The 20,353-nt window shown below is 46.6% G+C and carries 18 protein-coding genes; 3 read left to right on the top strand and 15 right to left on the bottom strand.

Annotation, left to right across the window (positions count from 1 at the left end):
* Positions 1-290 precede the first annotated feature (290 nt).
* Positions 291-3,107: an FAD-binding and (Fe-S)-binding domain-containing protein gene (locus tag LPW36_RS08980; protein WP_230609349.1), complete on the top strand. Its 2,817-nt coding sequence runs from the start codon at positions 291-293 to the stop codon at positions 3,105-3,107.
* Between the two features lie 212 nt (positions 3,108-3,319).
* On the opposite strand, the gene LPW36_RS08975 is transcribed toward LPW36_RS08980, so the two are convergent.
* The 3 genes from LPW36_RS08975 to codB all read right to left on the bottom strand — a co-directional run bounded on the left by LPW36_RS08975 (position 3,320) and on the right by codB (position 6,551).
* Complete coding sequence (locus LPW36_RS08975; RefSeq protein ID WP_230609348.1) at positions 3,320-3,886, bottom strand: peptidylprolyl isomerase; 567 nt, start codon at positions 3,884-3,886, stop codon at positions 3,320-3,322.
* A gap of 141 nt (positions 3,887-4,027) precedes the next feature.
* Complete coding sequence (codA, locus tag LPW36_RS08970; RefSeq protein WP_230609347.1) at positions 4,028-5,308, bottom strand: cytosine/isoguanine deaminase; 1,281 nt, start codon at positions 5,306-5,308, stop codon at positions 4,028-4,030.
* Positions 5,298-6,551, bottom strand: coding sequence for a cytosine permease (codB, locus tag LPW36_RS08965; RefSeq protein WP_230609346.1), 1,254 nt, complete (start codon positions 6,549-6,551; stop codon positions 5,298-5,300). Before codB ends, codA begins: the two co-directional genes overlap by 11 nt.
* A 277-nt stretch (positions 6,552-6,828) precedes the next feature.
* Here codB and LPW36_RS08960 point away from each other — a divergent pair, with 277 nt between their 5' ends.
* Positions 6,829-7,416 carry a dual specificity protein phosphatase family protein gene (locus LPW36_RS08960; protein WP_230609345.1) on the top strand — a complete coding sequence of 196 codons (588 nt, stop codon included), beginning with the start codon at positions 6,829-6,831 and terminating at the stop codon, positions 7,414-7,416.
* Between the two features lie 74 nt (positions 7,417-7,490).
* Here the strand turns inward: LPW36_RS08960 and trpS are convergent, their stop codons facing one another.
* The 12 genes from trpS to pilM all read right to left on the bottom strand — a co-directional run bounded on the left by trpS (position 7,491) and on the right by pilM (position 17,579).
* Positions 7,491-8,495: a tryptophan--tRNA ligase gene (gene trpS / locus LPW36_RS08955; RefSeq protein WP_230609344.1), complete on the bottom strand. Its 1,005-nt coding sequence runs from the start codon at positions 8,493-8,495 to the stop codon at positions 7,491-7,493.
* A 9-nt stretch (positions 8,496-8,504) separates the two neighbouring features.
* Positions 8,505-9,197: a phosphoglycolate phosphatase gene (locus LPW36_RS08950; protein WP_230609343.1), complete on the bottom strand. Its 693-nt coding sequence runs from the start codon at positions 9,195-9,197 to the stop codon at positions 8,505-8,507.
* Positions 9,194-9,868 carry a ribulose-phosphate 3-epimerase gene (gene rpe, locus LPW36_RS08945; RefSeq protein ID WP_230609342.1) on the bottom strand — a complete coding sequence of 225 codons (675 nt, stop codon included), beginning with the start codon at positions 9,866-9,868 and terminating at the stop codon, positions 9,194-9,196. Before rpe ends, LPW36_RS08950 begins: the two co-directional genes overlap by 4 nt.
* Positions 9,869-9,956: 88 nt before the next feature.
* The gene (gene dam / locus LPW36_RS08940) at positions 9,957-10,775 is read right to left on the bottom strand and encodes an adenine-specific DNA-methyltransferase (protein ID WP_230609341.1); all 819 of its coding nucleotides are present in this window, start codon (positions 10,773-10,775) and stop codon (positions 9,957-9,959) included.
* 78 nt (positions 10,776-10,853) lie between these two features.
* Positions 10,854-11,810 (bottom strand): SPOR domain-containing protein, encoded by a 957-nt coding sequence (locus LPW36_RS17850; RefSeq protein ID WP_230609340.1) that lies wholly within the window; start codon positions 11,808-11,810, stop codon positions 10,854-10,856.
* A 76-nt stretch (positions 11,811-11,886) separates the two neighbouring features.
* On the bottom strand, positions 11,887-12,972 hold the full coding sequence (gene aroB / locus LPW36_RS08930) for a 3-dehydroquinate synthase (protein ID WP_230609339.1): 1,086 nt from the start codon (positions 12,970-12,972) through the stop codon (positions 11,887-11,889).
* 55 nt (positions 12,973-13,027) lie between these two features.
* Positions 13,028-13,546, bottom strand: a complete 519-nt coding sequence (gene aroK / locus LPW36_RS08925; RefSeq protein WP_108900624.1) for a shikimate kinase AroK — start codon at positions 13,544-13,546, stop codon at positions 13,028-13,030.
* A gap of 367 nt (positions 13,547-13,913) precedes the next feature.
* Positions 13,914-15,248, bottom strand: a complete 1,335-nt coding sequence (gene hofQ, locus LPW36_RS08920; RefSeq protein WP_230609338.1) for a DNA uptake porin HofQ — start codon at positions 15,246-15,248, stop codon at positions 13,914-13,916.
* Between the two features lie 3 nt (positions 15,249-15,251).
* Positions 15,252-15,614: a hypothetical protein gene (locus LPW36_RS08915; protein WP_230609337.1), complete on the bottom strand. Its 363-nt coding sequence runs from the start codon at positions 15,612-15,614 to the stop codon at positions 15,252-15,254.
* A complete protein-coding gene (locus LPW36_RS08910) occupies positions 15,611-16,174 on the bottom strand; it encodes a hypothetical protein (protein WP_230609336.1) in 564 nt (187 codons plus the stop codon). The genes LPW36_RS08915 and LPW36_RS08910 overlap by 4 nt, the downstream gene beginning before the upstream one ends.
* Positions 16,171-16,716 (bottom strand): PilN domain-containing protein, encoded by a 546-nt coding sequence (locus LPW36_RS08905; RefSeq protein WP_230609335.1) that lies wholly within the window; start codon positions 16,714-16,716, stop codon positions 16,171-16,173. Before LPW36_RS08905 ends, LPW36_RS08910 begins: the two co-directional genes overlap by 4 nt.
* A 194-nt stretch (positions 16,717-16,910) precedes the next feature.
* On the bottom strand, positions 16,911-17,579 hold the full coding sequence (gene pilM, locus LPW36_RS08900) for a pilus assembly protein PilM (protein WP_230609334.1): 669 nt from the start codon (positions 17,577-17,579) through the stop codon (positions 16,911-16,913).
* A 134-nt stretch (positions 17,580-17,713) separates the two neighbouring features.
* Between pilM and LPW36_RS08895 the strand changes: the two genes are divergently transcribed.
* Entirely contained in the window at positions 17,714-20,323 is a 2,610-nt protein-coding gene (locus LPW36_RS08895; RefSeq protein WP_230609333.1) for a PBP1A family penicillin-binding protein, read from the top strand.
* Positions 20,324-20,353: the final 30 nt, after the last annotated feature.

The following is a 20,353-nucleotide window of genomic DNA, read 5'->3' as shown; positions in this document are numbered from 1 at the left end:
TTATTCAAAAAGGCCACGGCATGTCACTATGCACAATGGCCTGTACTGACACAGTATAAATGACTAAATCAAGGATCCTTAATAAAAACTCCGTTTATCTCAGCCCGCAGCACATTGGCTAAAATAATGAAGGGCCCATTCACCTGACAACGCGATGGAAACACATTTGTAATATGAATCGATTCAATAGCGATTAAAGATAGAGTGTGATCACAATAATTTCGTGATTTTACTATTATAATCAATAACAAAGAAACGCATTTATTGCGCAAAAAGTAAAGGATATATAAATGAAAGTATCTTACCAACCTTTTTATCGTGAGCTTTGTCATGTTATCGCTAAAGAATCTATTTATACCGATCCATCAAGAACCATGGCTTATGGTACTGATGCCAGCTGCTATCGCTTAATCCCTCAAATTGTTGTACGGGTTAACAGCGAACGGGAAGTACAGCAAACGCTGGTACTGGCGCGGAAGCACAAGCTTCCGGTTACTTTTCGGGCGGCGGGAACCAGCCTGTCCGGTCAGGCGATTACTGACTCTATTCTGATTATTTTGGGTGACAGCTGGCGCCAGTATAAGATATTTGGTGATGCAGGATATATTTCCCTAAAGCCGGGAGTGATTGGTGCTGATGCCAACCGCTATCTGGCACCTTTTGGTCGTAAAATTGGCCCGGACCCGGCCTCCATTGATGCCTGTAAAATTGGCGGCATCGCGGCCAATAACGCCAGCGGCATGTGCTGTGGTACCGCTCAAAACTCTTACCAAACGCTACAGGCAATGCGCCTGATTCTGGCGGATGGCACGCTAATTGATACCGCCGACAGCGAATCCGTCGCCTCCTTCAATAAAACCCACGGGAAAATGCTGGAACAGCTCGGGTTACTGGCTCAACAAACCAAAGCAAATAACCATCTGGCAGAGTTGATTCACCATAAGTACCGGCTAAAAAACACCACCGGATACAGCCTGAACGCACTGGTTGATTTTGACCATCCGCTGGATATTCTGACCCACCTGATGATTGGTTCTGAAGGCACATTAGGTTTTATTGCAGAAATTACCTACCGCACGGTGGAGGAGCATCCGTTTAAAGCCTCTGCCCTGTTTGTATTCAACGATATCGAAGCCGCCTGTGAGGCAACGCGTATTCTGAAACAACAGCCGGTTTCTGCCGTAGAGTTGATGGACCGTGGCGCACTGGCTTCAGTAGAAAATGAAGATGGTCTGCCTGACTTTATGCCTCATCTTAGTGAAGATGCCACAGCGCTGTTAGTGGAAGTCCGTGCCGCCGATGCCGATACGCTGAAGGACAAGATGGCACAAATTATGTCATCCATTACCAGTTTCACGCTGGAACAGCAGGTTCCCTTCACTGATAAACCCGAAGAGTTTGGTCGCCTGTGGGCAATTCGCAAAGGTATTTTCCCGGCAATTGGCGCCGTTCGTCCGGTAGGTTCAACGGTCATTATTGAAGATGTGGCCTTCCCCATTGAACAACTGGCCGCCGGTGTGCGCGACCTGCGTAAACTGTTTATCAAACATGACTACAACGCGGTTATTTACGGTCATGCACTTGATGGCAATATGCACTTTGTCTTCCAGCAGTCTTTTGACTCTCCGGCGGAAGTTTCCCGTTATCAACTATTTATGGAAGATATTGCTCAGTTGGTTGCCGTTGAATATAAAGGTTCACTTAAAGCAGAACATGGTACCGGCCGTAATATGGCCTCGTTTGTGGAACTGGAGTGGGGCAGTGAAGCCTACGAACTCATGTGGCAGTTGAAAAACCTGTTCGATCCAAATCATCTGTTGAGCCCCGGCGTACTACTTAACCGCGACCATCAGGCTCATTTGCAAAACTTAAAACTGTTGCCTGCCGCCGATAAGCGCGTGGATAGCTGTATTGAGTGTGGATTCTGTGAACCGGTTTGCCCTTCTACCAGTCTCTCTTTTACACCTCGTCAACGTATCGTTATGTGGCGTGAAATTAACCGCCTGCGTCGCAGCGGAGATGATAACAAGCGGCTGAAAAAGCTGGAGAAAGATTTCCTTTATCTGGGAGACGCTACCTGCGCCGCCACCGGCCTGTGTGCCCGCCGTTGCCCGGTAGGAATTAACACCGGTGAGCTGATTCGCGATATTCGTACCCAGCGCAATATGCGCTATGAACGTATCGCTCGCTGGACCGCCGATCACTTCACTACCATTACCGGGGGCGCCCGTCTGGCATTAAATACCGTTGCCGCTACCGGTAAGGTTATTGGTCAGCCGCGCTTTGGCAAAATCACTAAAGCACTGAATGTCGCCAGCGCCGGATATATTCCTCTGTTAACGCCCTCTTTCCCGCGTGGCGCTACTTCACCAAAAGCACCGAAGTTGGTCACTGGCGATTTGAAGGTCGTCTATTTACCAAGCTGTGCATCACGCACCATGGGAGCATCCGCCAATGATACGGACCAACGCCCTCTGACCGACATCGTAGAAAGCCTGTTAAACAAAGCGGGCTTCTCGGTAATTTATCCACAAAAACTGGATAGACTGTGCTGCGGAATGCCTTATAACAGCAAAGGTATCACCTTGGTTGCCTCAGAAAGACTGGCCGATATGGAGCAAGCGCTTTGGGAAGCCAGCGAGCAGGGGAAATACCCGGTACTGATTGATACCAGTCCTTGTGCCCTGCGCGCCGTGGAAGGTTTCACTAAACCCATGGCGCTGTTTGAACCCGTTGGGTTTGTGAATCACTATCTACTGGATAAGTTAGCGTTCACTCCGGAAGATAACCCTATCATGCTGCATGTTACCTGCTCCAGTGTGAAAATGGGTCTGTCGGCACCAATGAAAAACCTGCTTGATCGCTGCTGTAATCAGGTAATTATTCCTGATGGTATCCACTGCTGTGGCTTTGCCGGAGACAAAGGGATAAAAACCCCGGAACTGAATGCCAGCGCACTGCGTCTGTTAAGTCAGCAAGTGCCGGCTAACTGTGTGGAAGGGGTATCCAACAGCCGGACCTGTGAAATTGGTTTAACCGAACATTCCGGTGTGCCTTATCGCTCTATTCTGTATGTGGTGGACAGAGTGACTAAGCCACTAAGTTAGTCAGTGCTTACATAAAGCATATGGTTTTATCCTGCTTTGAGTAGCACGATCAGGGCAAAGAATGGGCTTTCAATAGCCCTCGCCACCCGAAACTTTCGGGCCGATCCCGCGTAGCTGTTTAACCAAACCAGCCGTTCAAAACTAAAAAAGGCGCTTATGCGCCTTTTTTAGTTTTCCAGATTCTATCAATCTTTCCATCGTCAAAAGCGATATTACGGCATTACCTTCGCCGACTTAATCACAATTGGTGTAACCGGAACATCCTGATGTTGACCAGAGAATTGAGTTTTCTCTTTCATCATTTGATCTACAACGTCCATTCCTTTCACCACTTTACCAAATACCGCATAACCAAAGTTACCTGCAGACTGGTCAAGGAAATCGTTATCAACCACGTTAATAAAGAACTGACTGGTCGCACTATCAACCGCATTAGTACGCGCCATTGCAATGGTTCCTCTCACGTTTTTCAAACCGTTAGCCGCTTCGTTTTTAATTGGAGCATTAGGCTTCTTCTGATTCATATCAGTCGTGAAACCTCCGCCCTGCGCCATAAAACCAGGGATTACGCGGTGAAAAACCGTTCCGTCATAGAAACCATCTTTAACGTAAGCAATAAAGTTTTTGGTAGAGATTGGTGCCTTGTCCTGATCCAACTCAATTTCGATATTACCCAGTGAGGTAGTCAGCATAACATGAGGATTAGCGGCCAGTGCAGCAGGTACCAATAAGACCAGAGAAAACAGCGCCGTTAGGGTGATACAAATACGCTTCAACATAAGAAAATACCTTCTTGTTAAGTAGCAATAAATTCAAGCCTTCCCGATTCTAGTGATTTTCCCTCTCAGCGGCTACTGATTTAGCGGACAAAAAAGGGGCGGATAAGCTATCCGACCCTTCATATTTTCAGCATAAATGAATTAACGCTTAAAGCTGACGTTTTCTGGCTGGTTTAAATACAGGGTCGTTTGGCTTGGAACCGTTTCGGCAATCACTTTACCCCGACGTACAGAATAGCGCACAGGCGTCTGACGACGCACCGCATCAAAACCATTTTCGGCCGGTAAAATCACCAAATTACCTGAACGTCCGGTTTCAATACCGTAATCCTGTAGGTTCAACGTTTTAGCACTATGGGTTGTTATCAGGTTTAAACCATCATTAATCTGACCATAACCCATCAATTGGCAAACGTGCAACCCCATATGCAACACCTGTAGCATATTTGCCGTTCCCAGTGGATACCAGGGGTCATACACATCATCATGACCAAAACAGACATTGATTCCCGCTTCCAGCATCTCTTTCACCCGCGTAATACCACGACGTTTTGGATAGGTATCAAAGCGCCCCTGTAAGTGAATATTCACCAGCGGATTGGCAACAAAGTTAATACCGGACATTTTCAATAAACGGAACAGGCGGGAAGTATAAGCCCCGTTATAAGAGTGCATTGCGGTAGTATGGCTGGCGGTAACACGCGCACCGGTACCATCGCGATGGGCCAGCGCAGCTACCGTCTCAACAAAACGCGACTGCTCATCATCAATTTCATCACAATGCACATCAATTAAGCGATCGTACTTCTGCGCCAGTGCAAAGGTCTTATGTAGTGACTCCACGCCATATTCACGGGTGAACTCAAAATGAGGAATGGCACCAATAACGTCAGCCCCGAGGCGTACTGCCTCTTCCATCAACGCTTCACCATTTGGATAGGAGAGAATACCCTCCTGCGGGAAAGCAACAATCTGCAAATCAACCCAGGGAGCCACGTCTTGCTTCACTTCCAGCATGGCTTTCAGCGCGGTCAGGGTTGGATCGGATACATCAACATGAGTACGAACATGTTGAATGCCGTTGGCCATTTGCCATTTCAGGGTCTGCATAGCGCGCTGTTTCACATCGTCATGAGTCAGCATAGCTTTACGCTCGGCCCAACGCTCAATACCTTCAAACAGGGTGCCGGACTGGTTCCAGTTTGGCTCACCGGCGGTCTGCGTCGTATCCAGATGGATATGCGGCTCAACAAATGGAGGAATGGCTAAACCACCTTCAGCATCAATAGTCTGCCCGGTCACCGGAGCCGCAGCATCTTGTGGCTCAATACGGCTAAAAACACCATTTTCAATAGAAAGCTGCCAAAGACCATTGCGCCCCTGTAAACGGGCATTGGTAATGACAACGGAATTATTCTGCATGACCTACCTCTGACAGTTTTACAAATTTACGGTTAACTAGCGGATTAAACAGCATATAGCTGACAACACCACCTAATACCGCATTAACCGGCACGATACCCGGTAAGTAGTTACCTGCTGCGATACCAATAGCAACAGCCAGAATCGCTACCCAGTTTACCGGCAGGAAATGCACCTTATTAAAATCAACGGCATAGCGGCGGCGATTCATCAGGTAGTCAGCAATAATCACACCACCAATTGGTGGGATCGCCGCGGACAGAAAGGTCAGCCAGCCGACAAAGTTATTATACAGCCACAGCGCGGTGAGCGTACCGATGATACCGTTAACCACTGACAGAGTACGGCTGGAAAGGCCGGTAATATTGGCAAAGCCTAAGCCGGAAGCGTACAGCGCGTTATCATTGGTGGTCCAGATATTCAAACCCAGTACCACAATTGCAGGAATCAGTAGCCCCTGAGCAATCATTACATCAGAGATATCCGCCTGCCCTACCGCAGCGGCACCCGCCGCGCCAAAGATAAACATCAGTGAGTTACCGAGGAAGAAGGCAATCATTGCTACCAGCACTGCACCTTTAGCACTGCGGCCAAAGCGCACGAAATCAGCGGTTAACGTACCGGCACTGATAAACGAACCAACCACCAGCGCCAGCGCGGTAGAAAAGTTAAGCGGCGTTTCCGGTACGATAGCGCGTAAATGATCCAATCCACCAACATCATTTACCGCTAACCAAACCGAATAGCTACCCAGAACCGCAATTGCCGGTACCGCAATCGCCGACAAAACGGTTAGCGCTGAGATACCAAAAAAGATGGTGACCGTCATCAGCAGGCCGGAGACTATAATCAGCATATTAGTATCCAGCCCCGTGGCTTTACTCACCGGAATGGCAAACATCGCTACCCCTACGCCAAACCAACCAACCTGAGTAGCGCCTAACAGGAATGAAGGGAGCCATGAGCCTTTAATACCAAACGAGTAACGAGCCAGGAGGTGGGTAGAGAGTCCAGTTTTAGAACCGATATAACCAAGAAATGCTGTATAGATACCGAGGAGAAGATTACCGAAGAGAACTGCTAAAAAGAAATCATTATAGGAAAGACCGGTACCGAGAGTGCCTCCGGTCCACATACTGGCTGAAAAAAACGTTAATCCCAACATGACAAATGTCAATGAAATCACGCCTTTCCGCGCAGCCAGGGGGACAGGCCCCTGACTATAATTGTTATCTTGCGACACAATATCTCCTTAAATCCGGGCCAAAAAATTCGCGGTATGATATATGCATCTCACAATAAAGCAATCGTTTCCGTTTAATTTTTTTCTTAAACCGTCCCATATAAATGAATTATAAAGTAATTTTTTGCTCCAAAATTAGTGAGAGTAACGTTAAATCGAGCGAATGATGTCGTCAGGTAATAGAACAAGAAAAATGTTAGAAAAATGGCTATGATGCAACGCTGGAATGATTAAGCTCGAAAGAGCTATGGCATATTTACCATCAAATGGATTATTCATGAACATTTTCAGCAAAATAGGTGTTATTGGTTCAGCCCTGCTGGTTTTATCTTCTGCTTCTGCCATCGCCACAATGCCGGTTGAAACCGATGCACATACGCCGGCCGCTAAAGTGAGCGACACCACGCTGGATAATTTTTATCAGGTGGATAAAAATCTCTACCGTTCCGGTCAGCCGGGGGCAGAACAGATGCAGGAACTGGAACGCCGGGGAGTTAAATCCATTCTTAACCTGCGTAACTTCCATACCGATAACAGCGCGGCCCAGGGCACATCGCTGAAACTTTACCATGTCCCTATGGAAGCCGGTCGCTTCACCGAACAGCAAGTGATTCAGGCGTTAAAGCAGCTCTACCATGCGCCAAAACCGGTGCTGATCCACTGTTGGCATGGTAGTGACCGTACCGGATTGATGGTAGCAATGTACCGTCTGGTATTTCTTGGATGGTCAAAACAGGATGCCATTGAAGAACTTAAAAAGCCCGAGTTTGGCTATCATCAATGGGCTTACTACAACATTATTCAATATCTGGAAAAAGTAGACGTAGAGAGTATACGCAAGCAGGTAACTGAAACAGCGGAATAGAACAACAGCAATAAAAACGCTTATATATCAGCATTCCATCTTACTAATGGAATGCTGATATAACGCAAAGTGAGTTACGGCATCGCCACAAATCCAACGGCCTGATTCACTTTTTCCATTGTCTCTTTGGCTCGCGCGCTGGCTTTAGCTGCACCTTCACGCATTACCTGTTGCAGGAAGGCCTCATCGTTACGGAAGCGATAATAACGCTCCTGAAGTTCAGTCAGCATATTACCTACGGCATCAGCCACTTCAGTTTTCAGATGGCCATACATCTTGCCTTCAAACTCTTGCTCCAGCGTAGCAATAGATTTGCCGGTTACGCCGGATAAAATATCTAACAGGTTAGAAACCCCGGCTTTATTCTCAATATCATAACGAACCACCGGCGGTTCATCGGAGTCGGTTACCGCACGCTTCAGCTTTTTCATCACTGATTTTGGATCTTCCAACAGGCCAATCACGTTATTGCGGTTCTCATCAGATTTAGACATCTTCTTGGTAGGTTCCAGCAGTGACATCACCCGGGCACCCGATTTAGGAATAAATGGCTGTGGAATTTTAAACACATCGCCATACAGTGCATTAAAACGCTGTGCGACATCACGACTCAACTCCAGATGCTGTTTCTGGTCTTCGCCAACCGGAACCTGATTCGTTTGATATAACAGGATGTCTGCCGCCATTAACACCGGATAGTCAAACAGACCTGCGTTAATGTTTTCCGCATAACGGCTGGATTTATCTTTAAACTGAGTCATACGGCTCAGTTCACCAAAATAGGTGTAACAGTTCAGAACCCAGCTTAGTTGCACATGTTCAGGAACATGGGACTGAATAAAGATGGTGCTCTTCTTCGGGTCGATACCACAGGCCAGATACAGCGCCAGCGTATCCAGCGTTGCCTTACGCAATTTTTCCGGATCCTGACGGACGGTGATCGCATGTAAATCAACGATGCAGTATATGCAGTCATACTCATCCTGCATCTGAACCCATTGACGCAGCGCTCCCATATAGTTACCAATGGTCAATTCACCTGATGGCTGTGCGCCACTAAATACAATGGGTTTACTCATGATTTCGTCCTAATTAATCTTTGATGTAAGTTGCCCGATAGCGGGCAGGAGATCGGCGAATGAAGCTAATACAAGGTCGGGATGACTCAGTGCTATCGATTCGCCATAGTTATATCCGTAGGAAAATCCTATCGTAGGGCAACCCGCTGCCTGACCGGCCTGAATATCGTTACGGGAGTCACCAACAAAAACCAGTTCATCCGTTCGCAGTCCTAGCTGACCTAAAACCAGATAGAGCGGTGCCGGATGCGGTTTCTTTTCAATCACATCATCTCCGCCGATAATCACGCTAAAATAGTCTAAAATACCCAATGAACACAATAAAGGTCGGACAAATGGCGTCGGTTTATTGGTTACCAGTGCCATTTTCATACCGCTACGAGCCAGTGCTCTCAGGGTTGGTTCCACATGTGGGTAGAGCTGGGTTCCCGATTCGACAAATTCACTATAGTAACGATCAAACAGAGTACGGGCACTGTCCTGATACTCTTTTGACGATTCACCGCCAGCCCAGCTTAATGCACGCATAATCAATACATTAGCGCCATTGCCAATCCAATGGGATACCCGCTCTTCACCGGCAACAGGTAAGCCTAAAGATTTCAATGTGGCATCAATAGCCGCAGCCAACCCCGGTAAGCTGTTGACCAGCGTACCATCGAGATCGAAACCTATTCCTTTAATGCCGGTAAACATACTCATTGAGTGGCCTTCGCCAGTTCCTGTCTCATTTGGTCAATAACCACTTTATAGTCCGGCTGATTGAAAATAGCTGAACCGGCAACAAACATATCTGCACCTGCCGCGGCAATCTGCCCAATGTTATCGACCTTAACGCCGCCATCCACTTCCAGACGAATATCACAGCCGCTGTCATCAATCATCTTACGAACCTGACGCAATTTATCGTAAGTGGATGGTATAAACGACTGACCACCAAAACCAGGGTTAACCGACATCAGCAGAATCATGTCCAGCTTATCCATAACATAATCAAGATAGCTTAACGGCGTGGCCGGATTAAAGACTAAGCCCGCTTTACAACCGTGCTCTTTAATCAGTTGAATGGTGCGATCCACATGTTCCGACGCTTCCGGATGGAAAGAGATATAGGATGCCCCGGCCCTGGCAAAATCAGGCACGATCCTATCAACCGGTTTTACCATCAAATGTACATCAATAGGCGCAGTAATACCGTAGTCACGCAGTGCCTGACACACCATCGGTCCGATGGTTAAATTCGGTACATAATGGTTATCCATAACGTCAAAATGCACTACATCAGCGCCGGCTGCCAATACTTTCGCTGTATCATCCCCCAAACGGGCAAAGTCAGCAGAAAGAATAGAAGGAGCTATCAGAAATTTATTCATGCACATATCCACTGGTTATCGAAAACATTGTTTAAAAACAAACCGTCCGGTTTAAGAATATTCAAATGCCTGCACCCAGAGTATTTAATCAACGCGGGCGATACAAGGCCAATAGTTCATCCACTTTTGTTCTACCCGTCACATTACGGCTAATCGTTCTGCGCCCTCTGACCACCACCAGCTTAGCCTCTTTATACCATTCACGGGTTAATTCGGTGGCATGGTTAGAGATAAGCACCGGAACACCTAAATTACCAGCCACATTCTGCGCCAGTGAGGCTAAATGTTGCTGATCTTTAAGGTTAAAATTATTGGTGTGGTAGGCCGTAAAATTGGCAGTTGCTGATAGAGGAGCATAAGGCGGGTCACAATAAACCACGGCACCTGATGAAGCCTTCATCATCGTCTGCTCATAATTCTCACAAAAGAACGTGGCTCTTTTGGCTTTTTCAGCAAAAAAATAGATCTCAGGTTCCGGGAAATAGGGTCGTTTATAGCGCCCAAAAGGCACATTAAACTCGCCACTCAGGTTATAACGACATAGTCCGTTATAACAGTGGCGATTCAGATAGAGAAACAACAGCGCCCGACGATAACGATCGTGGCTTTGGTTAAACTCTTTACGTAACTCGTAATAAACCGCTTCCTGATTATTTTCATCATTAAACAGTTCTCTGGAATCTTTTACTACTTGCCCGGCACACTCTTTAACAATCTCATACAAATTAATCAGGTCGCTATTGATATCCGCCAGAATATATTCATCATAATCGGTATTAAGGAATACTGAGCCTGCACCAACAAAAGGTTCGATTAGACGATTCCCTCTGGGCAAATGCTCCCGAATTTCATCGACCAGAGGATATTTTCCCCCGGCCCATTTTAAAAAAGAACGATTTTTTTTCATGCTGCGAGTCAGCTACTTATACATTTCACAACGGCGTTCTGCACTCTGTTTCAAGCAGCACATTTGCTCATTTTATGGTTATTTTTGTTTGAGATCCTGATGCACTTGTTGCATAGATCTTACCCATGGCTTGTTCGCCTGAACTTCTTTCGACATGCCTGATAATGCAGAACGGGCTTCCGTGGCTGAAGCATAATTACCGGTGACCAAAACAAACCACGGCTTGCCATCACGGCGGGTTGAATACACCCAGTAGTCCGTCATATTGTTCTTTTTCGCGAAAGCTAACAACGTATCAGAGCGGGAAGCGCTGCTAACCTGTAATGTCACACGATTTGAAGGAATTGCAGACAGCCCGGCAGCGCTGCCTGGCGTTGTAGAACCTTTAGCAACAGGCGCAGCCGGAGCTTCAGTCGCCTTTGGTGCCGTTGTTTTTGGTGCCGTTGCTGGCTGGCTTACCGGTTTAGGCTGAGTTGCTGGCCGTGAAGAGGTTGCCGCAGGTTGAGAATTTTGAGCCGGTGTTTTTACCGGAGTCGTACTCGCAGGCTGCCGCCCTTGACTTGTAACCGGGGTACCTGAGCCTGGCATTTCTGTCTCTTTCAAACGGTTCAACTGCTCTTGTTGTGCCGTCAGCGCATCCGTTATCTCCCCCGGAATTTCAACGCGCTGTTGATTTGGAGTACCCGGTAGTGGTTGAGACTCTGTAGGCGTACCGGAAATCGGCGGTGGAGTAATTTCTTGTGGTGGCGAATTAGTCGCTGGAGTATTCGTTGTTTGCTGTGGCGTACCAGAAGCTGAGTTGGTACCCAGATTAACTTCCCGTGGCCCATTATTTTGTGGTGCCGGACTCTTTAAGGCTGAACTTACCAAAAAAATCAGAAGCAGCAGCACCAGAATACCAATACCAATCTTTATATGCTGACGAGATACCGATGCGCTCTTTTGTGGTTTGCTACGCTCACGGCGAGCTACCCGATCGTCAACATCCAGTTTCATTTCATCAGATTCAAAGTCGTCTTGATTTTCTACTCGCACTTTACCACCCCTTCAGATAAATAATATACCGCGACAACAACACTTCTATGAATAATAACTACCGCGGGCGCTGGAATTATATCAGGCAATTTCCTATGGCTGACAACACCACCTGATGTTCAACACCACTCTTCACTTCAGACTGGCCGATGGCCGTTGGTAATACCAAACGTAATTTACCTGCCAGCGTCTTTTTATCGCGCAGCATGTGAGGAATATAAGTTTCGGGTTTCATACTATCTGGCCCGTAAATCGGAAGATCTGCACGTAATAACAAACGCTTAATTCGGTCAATATCCTGCTGGCTAAAAGTACCCAGCAATTTAGCCGTTTCAGCGGCCATAACCATACCCGCAGATACCGCTTCGCCATGCAACCAGTTACCGTAGCCCATTTCCGCTTCAATCGCATGACCAAAGGTATGACCAAGATTTAACAGTGCTCTGACACCGTTTTCCCGTTCATCCGCAGCCACCACTCGTGCTTTAATCTCGCAACAGCGGCGGATGCAGTACCCCATAGTTTGCTCATCCAGTGCCATCAACCGATCGATATTTTGTTCAAGCCAGTCGAACAAGTCTGCATCTAAAATGATGCCATACTTAATCACTTCAGCCATGCCCGATGAAAGCTCACGCTTAGGCAAGGTTTTCAAACAGTTAAGATCGATAACCACTGATGCGGGCTGATAAAACGCCCCAATCATATTTTTACCCAGTGGATGGTTAACCGCCGTCTTACCACCGACAGATGAGTCAACCTGAGACAAGAGTGTGGTTGGCACCTGAATAAAACGCACGCCCCGCTGATAGCATGCCGCAGCAAAGCCAGTCAGATCGCCAATCACACCACCGCCTAACGCAATTAGTGTGGTATCACGACCATGATTATTTTCCAGCAGGCGAGTGAAAACCTGATCCATCACCAACAGCGTCTTATACTTCTCACCATCAGGCAATATTACGGAATCGACAATCACACCTAAGGTTTCCAGGCTCTTGCTTACCGTTTCCAGATAGAGCGGAGCAATAGACTCATTGGTAACAATTAGTGCTTTGTCTCCAGACCGGAGAGGAAGAAAAGAATCCGGGTGGCTAAACAGACCAGCCTCAATCGTAATAGGATAGCTACGCTCTCCTAAAGTAACACTTACCCTCTCCATAGCATGCCTTTTTAATCTTATTCTTAGATTTAATGCAGAACGTGCACATTAAAAATTAGCGGTTTTCGATTAACTGAATAATTTGGTTTGCAACAACTTTGGCGCTTTGATCGTCGGTCTGAATGGTGACATCAGCAATCTCTTCATACAAAGGATTACGTTCCAACGCTAAAGCTTCTAACACTTCACGCGGTGTATCAACCTGCAACAGAGGACGTTTCTTATCGCGCTGAGTACGAGCCAGTTGCTTTTCGATTGTAGTTTCTAAATACACCACAATACCGCGTGCGGATAAACGATTACGGGTTTCTTTTGATTTTACAGAACCGCCGCCAGTAGCCAGGACAATGCCTTGCTTTTCCGTCAGTTCATTAATAACCTTTTCTTCACGATCGCGAAAACCCTCTTCGCCTTCTACGTCGAATACCCAGGCTATATCAGCTCCAGTACGGCGTTCAATCTCGTGATCGGAGTCTACAAACTCCATATTAAGCTGTTGAGCCAACTGACGACCTATTGTGCTTTTACCTGCACCCATAGGACCGATCAGAAAGATATTGCGTTTCTCTGCCATATTTTATTGGTATTACTAAGATAATTCGTTAATGACAACCCGCCCCGTAAGGTAAATACATAAACGGGAGTTCACCTGAAACCTCATATGCATGATGTGTGAGATCAGACTGGAAATTATCTCAACACTATAGGTGGTTTGGCAACCTAATAAATTTTAACACCTCAATTTCTCGGTGGCAGAGCACAATAAATCCATTAAATTTTAGGCTCAAACCTCATATCAGACCGGTTTCAGATAGACACTTGTAAGCTAAATCCGCCTACGCGTCAAATTTGGATGCTATTTGAAAAATAACTATCTGATAATTTATGCCCTGTTGAATGGGTGTCATCATGAAAAATATATTTTCCCGAAAGCTATTCGTTTAACCATTTAATGATTTTCCCGTTGATACTATTGCCGGGGTGGTAATGATGGTTGGCGTAATAAATATCACCAGTTCCCTTTTACTCTGTTTTTGTGAATTACGCTGAAACAGAGCACCCAAAACTGGAATGTCACCTAATAGCGGAACCCGCTCTTTTCCTGATAGCCTGTTTTGCTGAAAAATACCGCCCAGTACGATGGTTTCGCCATCGACCACAGAAACCTGAGTTTTGATTTCCTGTGTATCTATAGTCAAAATTTCACTTCCATCTCCTTTTTTCAACCCTTTCCCCGGCATGTTCTGACTAATTTGCAGTGCCAGTTCCAGTTGTCCCCCCGGAAAGATCTGCGGAGTCACCTCAAGCCCCAGCACTGCCTGCTTAAATTCAATGGATGTTGCACCGCTGGCACCACTGGAAACCTCATAAGGGATCTCCGTTCCCTGTTTGATACTGGCAGTCTGCCGGTTTACTGTCATAAGCCGGGGGCTGGCGATAATATCCACACTGCTCTCTGCTTCCATCGCCGATAGCTCTAACCCCAGCAAACGCCCGTTGATACGCGCAAGCTGAAACCCGATTTGCCCGGCAGGTGAACCTGCGGCTAACCCCACATTAAACTGACTATTGATACTCATACCTTCTGATAGCGATTCTCCGCCCCATCCCCATCTGACTCCCAGCTCCTGCAAATTTTCCTGACTGATAGTCACAATATGCGCCGTTAGCAATACCTGTGGTTGCGGGCTATCTATCTCTTGTAAAAAAGCCTTTATTGCCGGTATCGCGGAAGCAATATCCCTGACGATAATAATGTTGGTTCTTACATCTGCGACTATGTTTCCTCTGTCAGTTAAGAAATGGCCTTTCTGACCATTAAGCAACTTAGCCAATTCGTTAACATCCGCATAGTGAACCCGATATTTAAAGGTGGTTAACGGTAGATCCTCCGTCTGCTGTTCCTGAAGCTGTTTATCACGCTGGCTTTGAGCCTCTTTCTCCTGACGAGGAATAACCACCATCACATTACCATCAAGTTCTGCATCCAACTGGCCTGCTTTTAAAATCGCAGACAGCGCCTGTTGCCAGGAAACCTGATTAAGGCGAATGCTCAATTTCCCTTTTACACTATCCATAACCACTAAATTCAACTGCTGATAATCTGCCAGCGCCTGCAATATCACACTTATTGGCGCATCCTGAAAATCCAGCGAAATCGGGGTTTCTGTCACTTGTTCTACAGGGTCCGGTTCAATATCAGCCGTGTACGCAAATAATGGCAGGCATAAGACACCACACAATATGATAAAGCGAATCCGTACAAGAAAACCCATGACTTACTTCCTTAATTTAAGCTCAATAATATTTTGGCTACGACAGGCGTGACTTCCCACTGATTTATCGGAAAATTGAGCACTGCCATAACGCAAATTGTCCAGTTGCCAGTAAAACAGGGGCAATGGCTTGTGCCGGGCAACCCGTATCCAATTCCCGTTCTGAGCCTGTATCCATCCATACCAGTTTTCATTACGGCCAATCACCCCACGCAGTATCCAGCCCAATAACTGTTGCTCTTCTGCAAGAATGGCCGCCGGGCACTGCGTTATTTCGCCGGGTATAAAGGGATTACGTCGCGGGGGCTCTTGTGTTAAAACCTCAGCAGAAAAAAGCAGCGACACCAGCAGCAAATACAGTCTCATATTGGATCCTGATTTAACTGGTATAAACGAACCGTCATATTGATGGTTAAGCGCGAGCCACCTTCCATCGTCAGACGGTTAATGGCTATCAGACGCGTTTCACTATTAATTAATCTGATTAATTCAATCAGTTGAAAATAGTCAGCACTTACCTTTAATTGCCAGTCATATAAAGTCAGTCTCTCCTGTTCAGATACAGAGGGAGTACCGATATCAATTAACTGGCAGCCCGATGCGGCAAGAAAATCCGTGATAAGGTGAAGAAACCCGGCGCTATTGGCAAATTGATATGGTTTAAGCTCACCCTTAATCTGCTGAATTTGTGCCTTCAGTTGGTCTATCGCGGGCAATGAGTGCCATTGCTGTTGGTAAATTGATGTCAGCTGCTCTGCTGTTACTAACTGAGTTTGAAGCTGCTGATTAATGTCTGTTACAGGAATAACTATTGAATACCAACTAAAAATTCCCGGCAGCATACAAACAGAAGCGATAATGGAATGACGTAACCATAGCGGTGCAAATATCACATATCGCCAGTCAATTTGCGTTCTCCCAATCAAGGTTCAACTCCTGTCCGGTTGGCCGTAAAGATGAAAGAGAACAAAGAAAACTCGGTATCTACAGCCATCATTTTCCCTAGTTGAAGCCCGGAGATTAATGATGAGCGATCTAATTTTCTCTGGAAATCCATAACGTTCAGGTAGCTATGTCCCTGACCTTCAATCACTAATTTCAGTTCCTGAAATGTAATTTTTTTCAACCAAAGCGACTCCGGCAAAGCCAATTCAATATCGGCAAATAATGTCTGCAATAAGAGTGACTGCTGCCTGATTTGCTGAGTTTGACTTTGCAACAGAGCCAGATTCGACGCGGCCTGTTGAATGTCCTTAATTTGTTTAATGTCATTCAGCATTGCTGTGTTAGATGCCGTCATATCAGCCAGTCGTACAGAAAGCTTTTCCCGCTGGTCAGTCGCAATCAGATACAGTGAACTTATGCAGAAGAAGGTGGCTACTGCATAGCAAAGCGCCATGATAACAAACTGCCTAATCGCCTTTTTTTGCCGTTGGGCACGCCACGGCAGAAAGTTCACCAGAAGCATCAGCAATCCTCTGAACGCAGCGCTAACCCACACGCCAGAACAAACTGTTGAGGCGCTTCGGGCAATGGCGGTTGCATTTGTTGTAGTGCTACCAGTGGCGACCAACATTGGATGTAAGAGGGAAAGATTTCCGCTGTTGGTAAACCGCTATAGTTAACCTGATGAACGGCATAACCACTGATTTGTTGATAGGCCTAGCTGGCCTGCCCGATTCGTTCTGAAACCGTCATCGGATTATCGGGAATAACCTGATAATAGAAAGGATGTTCAAGGGGTGAAACCAACAGGTGCTTTCCATATAGCTGATGAATCAGTAATGAATTGGTTGGTACACCGCCAAGCTGTGCCATATAACGTAGTACGCAGGGGGCCGTATCAATAATATCGGGAAAGATATCAATACCAGCCAGCTCAGATTCCCAGTATTCAATAACCGATCGCCGGGTTGCACTAACCACTATTTCCCCACCTACAGATCGGTCTGAATTAATCGGGGATAAAAGACGATAATCGACTGCCAGTTCACGGGCAGCTAACGGGAATAACTTACTGACAGAGGATTCCACTAGCCATTCCTGTTCCTGAGGCGGAAGCGATGGTTCCGGTAATTTTATCGACTGCTGTAAAATAACTTCAGCGGGTAGCGCAATGCGTATCGAAACACGCCTTGGCAAATTGCGTCGCCATTCACTCAACGCCTCCAGGATTTCTGATGATAATCTTAGTGCATTATCACCAATAGCCGGGGATGAAACGGGCTGATAATGCCAGTGACGCAATTGCCAACCATATCGCCGAGGCTGTACAGCCAATGCCCGGAAGCCATCCTCTTGAATATCTAAGCCAACCTGCCAAATGTGCATATTCCAGAAATCTCCTTTTCCTTTGTTTTCTCTTACCCATCGATAAAAGAACGTATCCACAATGTCGTGTTGCCTTTATACTATTGGTTGACTGTTTATAAACCACTCAATGTCCATCGCATGGGAATTATCAGGTGAAGTTCGTAAAGTATTTGTTCATCATTGCAATTTGTTGCTTTTTTTTGGGAATTGGCGTGATTTTTGGCCTCTATAAATACCTTGAACCGGAGCTACCAGACGTTTCAACGTTAAAAGAGGTCAAACTACAAATGCCTATGCAGGTATTTAGCGCAGAGGGAGAGCTTATTGCTCAATTTGGTGAAATGCGCCGCATTCCAGTGACGCTGAAACAAATGCCGCCTCAGTTAATTCATGCATTTCTGGCAACAGAAGATAGCCGTTTCTATGAGCACCACGGTCTCGACCCTATCGGTATTGCCCGTGCGTTAATCGTCACCGTTGGCGCGGGTTCTGCCCAGCAAGGGGCCAGTACCATTACTCAACAGCTGGCGAGAAACTTCTTCCTTAGTCCTGAAAAGACAATTGTTCGTAAAGCAAAAGAAGCATTTCTGGCCATTCGCATTGAAAGATCGTTGACCAAAGATGAGATTCTTGAGCTTTATCTGAACAAGATTTATCTGGGCTCACGAGCCTATGGTATCGGTGCTGCCGCACACGTCTATTTTGGTAAAGATGTAAGCCAACTGACGTTAAGCGAAATGGCAATGATCGCCGGTTTACCGAAGGCACCCTCCAGCTATAACCCGATCAATTATCCGGACCGCGCTCTGGTACGCCGTAATACCGTGCTTTACCGTATGCTGGAAGAGAAATACATTACTCAACAAGAGTATATGGAGGCTAAAAACTCACCGCTGGTTGCTAACTACCATGAACCAGAAGTCGCTTTTACCGCATCCTATCTGGCTGAGATGGTTCGCCAGGAAATGATTGATAAGTATGGTGATAATGCTTATACCGATGGTTATAAGGTTTACACCACTATCACTAAATCTTTGCAAACCGCAGCAACTGACGCAGTACGTAACAACATCATTGATTACGATATGCGCCACGGCTACCGCGGCCCGGAACACATCTTGTGGAAAGGAGCAGAAGCTCCGTGGGAAAAACAAAAGATCGTTGAATTCCTGAAAGGTGTATCCAGCTATGGCCCGCTGATTCCTGTGGTTGTAACCAAAGCAGATGGTCAACAGGCGACCGTCATGTTTAATGATGGCGAAACACTGGCTTTATCTTTCTCAGCAATGCGCTGGGCCAGACCCTTTATTAACGATCGGGCAATGGGCGCCAGCCCAAGAAAAGTAACCGATGTTATTAAAGCTGGCCAACAGGTTTGGATCCGTAAAAGCGGTGAAAACTGGATGCTGTCGCAGATCCCTGGTGTAAACTCTGCGTTAATCTCATTAGATCCACATGATGGTGCCATAAAAGCATTAGTGGGCGGCTTTGATTTTAACCAAAGTAAATTTAACCGGGTAACTCAGTCTGTGCGTCAGGCGGGGTCTAACATTAAACCCTTTGTTTATGCCGCAGCATTAGATAAAGGATTGACCCTTTCCACACTGTTAACTGACCTGCCTATTACGCTAAACGTTGGCGGAGGTAAAACCTGGTCACCTAAAAACTCACCGCCGACTTATGCTGGCCCTCTGCGTTTACGGGTTGGTTTAGGTTTATCTAAAAACGTTATGATTGTTCGTGCAATGCGTGTCATTGGTGTGGATTATGCGGCTGACTATCTACAACGCTTTGGCTTCCCGGAACAAAACATTTCACGGACTGAATCATTAGCACTGGGTGCTGCGTCATTTACCCCACTGCAATTGGCTCGTGGTTATGCGGTATTCGCCAATGGCGGCTATTTGATTGACCCTTATTTTATTACCAAAATTGAAGATGATACCGGTACGATTATCTTTGCCGCTAAACCAAAAGTAGCCTGTGGCTTTACCTGTGATATTCCTGTGGTTTATGGTCAAACGGCAAAACCTCAGGCGCTGGTCAGTAACACCGTTGATCTGCACAGTCAGGAAGATGCGACGGCTGCGGCTGCGGCTGCGGCAACAGCCGATTCACAACCGGCCGATCCTGCCGATGACAGTTCTGATGATGTCGATCCATTAACGGAAAATGCCGTTAACGATATTACACCGGTCCCTAATCTACCGAAGATTGATCCATCCAAGATGCCACCGGCAGATCCTTATGCCCCTCACGTTATCAGCTCTGAATTAGCCTTCCTGATGCAGGATGCACTGAAAAGTGATATCTCCGGCGAACCGGGCGGTGGCTGGAACGGTACTGGCTGGCGTGCCGCAAGGGATCTGAAACGTAATGATATTGGTGGTAAAACCGGTACCACTAACAGTTCAAAAGATGCCTGGTTCTCTGGCTTTGGTCCATCGACCGTGACGTCAGTCTGGATTGGCTTTGACGATCACCGTCGCGGCTTGGGTCGTGGAGAAGCCGGTGCACAAAGTGCCCAGCCAGCCTGGATTGATTATATGAAGGTCGCGCTGAATGGCTTACCGATACAAACCACGCCACAGCCGAAAGGTATTATCAGCGTGACTATCGATATGTCTACAGGGCAGCTTCCAGGCGGTGGCCGTAGCCGTTCAGAATACTTTATAAAAGGTACTGAACCGACTGCCCGCGCTTACTCTGAAGTTGGTACTACCGTGACTGACGGCGGCGGTAACACATATGAACTGTTCTGATAAATTTTAGAACTAACGTAAAAAGGCCGT

The sequence above is a fragment of the Limnobaculum eriocheiris genome, assembly GCF_021010575.1.
GTDB classification, from domain to species: Bacteria; Pseudomonadota; Gammaproteobacteria; order Enterobacterales; family Enterobacteriaceae; genus Limnobaculum; species Limnobaculum eriocheiris.
Note: the sequence above shows the minus strand (reverse complement) of the source record. Positions and strands in the feature narration are given on the sequence as shown.

Coding starts and splice junctions, on each gene's coding strand:
- LPW36_RS08980 (WP_230609349.1), top strand. CDS start 291: ATGAAAGTATCTTACCAACCTTTTTATCGTGAGCTTTGTCATGTTATC.
- LPW36_RS08975 (WP_230609348.1), bottom strand. CDS start 3,886: ATGTTGAAGCGTATTTGTATCACCCTAACGGCGCTGTTTTCTCTGGTC.
- codA (WP_230609347.1), bottom strand. CDS start 5,308: ATGCAGAATAATTCCGTTGTCATTACCAATGCCCGTTTACAGGGGCGC.
- LPW36_RS08960 (WP_230609345.1), top strand. CDS start 6,829: ATGAACATTTTCAGCAAAATAGGTGTTATTGGTTCAGCCCTGCTGGTT.
- trpS (WP_230609344.1), bottom strand. CDS start 8,495: ATGAGTAAACCCATTGTATTTAGTGGCGCACAGCCATCAGGTGAATTG.
- LPW36_RS08950 (WP_230609343.1), bottom strand. CDS start 9,197: ATGAGTATGTTTACCGGCATTAAAGGAATAGGTTTCGATCTCGATGGT.
- rpe (WP_230609342.1), bottom strand. CDS start 9,868: ATGAATAAATTTCTGATAGCTCCTTCTATTCTTTCTGCTGACTTTGCC.
- dam (WP_230609341.1), bottom strand. CDS start 10,775: ATGAAAAAAAATCGTTCTTTTTTAAAATGGGCCGGGGGAAAATATCCT.
- aroB (WP_230609339.1), bottom strand. CDS start 12,972: ATGGAGAGGGTAAGTGTTACTTTAGGAGAGCGTAGCTATCCTATTACG.
- aroK (WP_108900624.1), bottom strand. CDS start 13,546: ATGGCAGAGAAACGCAATATCTTTCTGATCGGTCCTATGGGTGCAGGT.
- hofQ (WP_230609338.1), bottom strand. CDS start 15,248: ATGGGTTTTCTTGTACGGATTCGCTTTATCATATTGTGTGGTGTCTTA.
- LPW36_RS08915 (WP_230609337.1), bottom strand. CDS start 15,614: ATGAGACTGTATTTGCTGCTGGTGTCGCTGCTTTTTTCTGCTGAGGTT.
- LPW36_RS08905 (WP_230609335.1), bottom strand. CDS start 16,716: ATGCTTCTGGTGAACTTTCTGCCGTGGCGTGCCCAACGGCAAAAAAAG.
- pilM (WP_230609334.1), bottom strand. CDS start 17,579: ATGCACATTTGGCAGGTTGGCTTAGATATTCAAGAGGATGGCTTCCGG.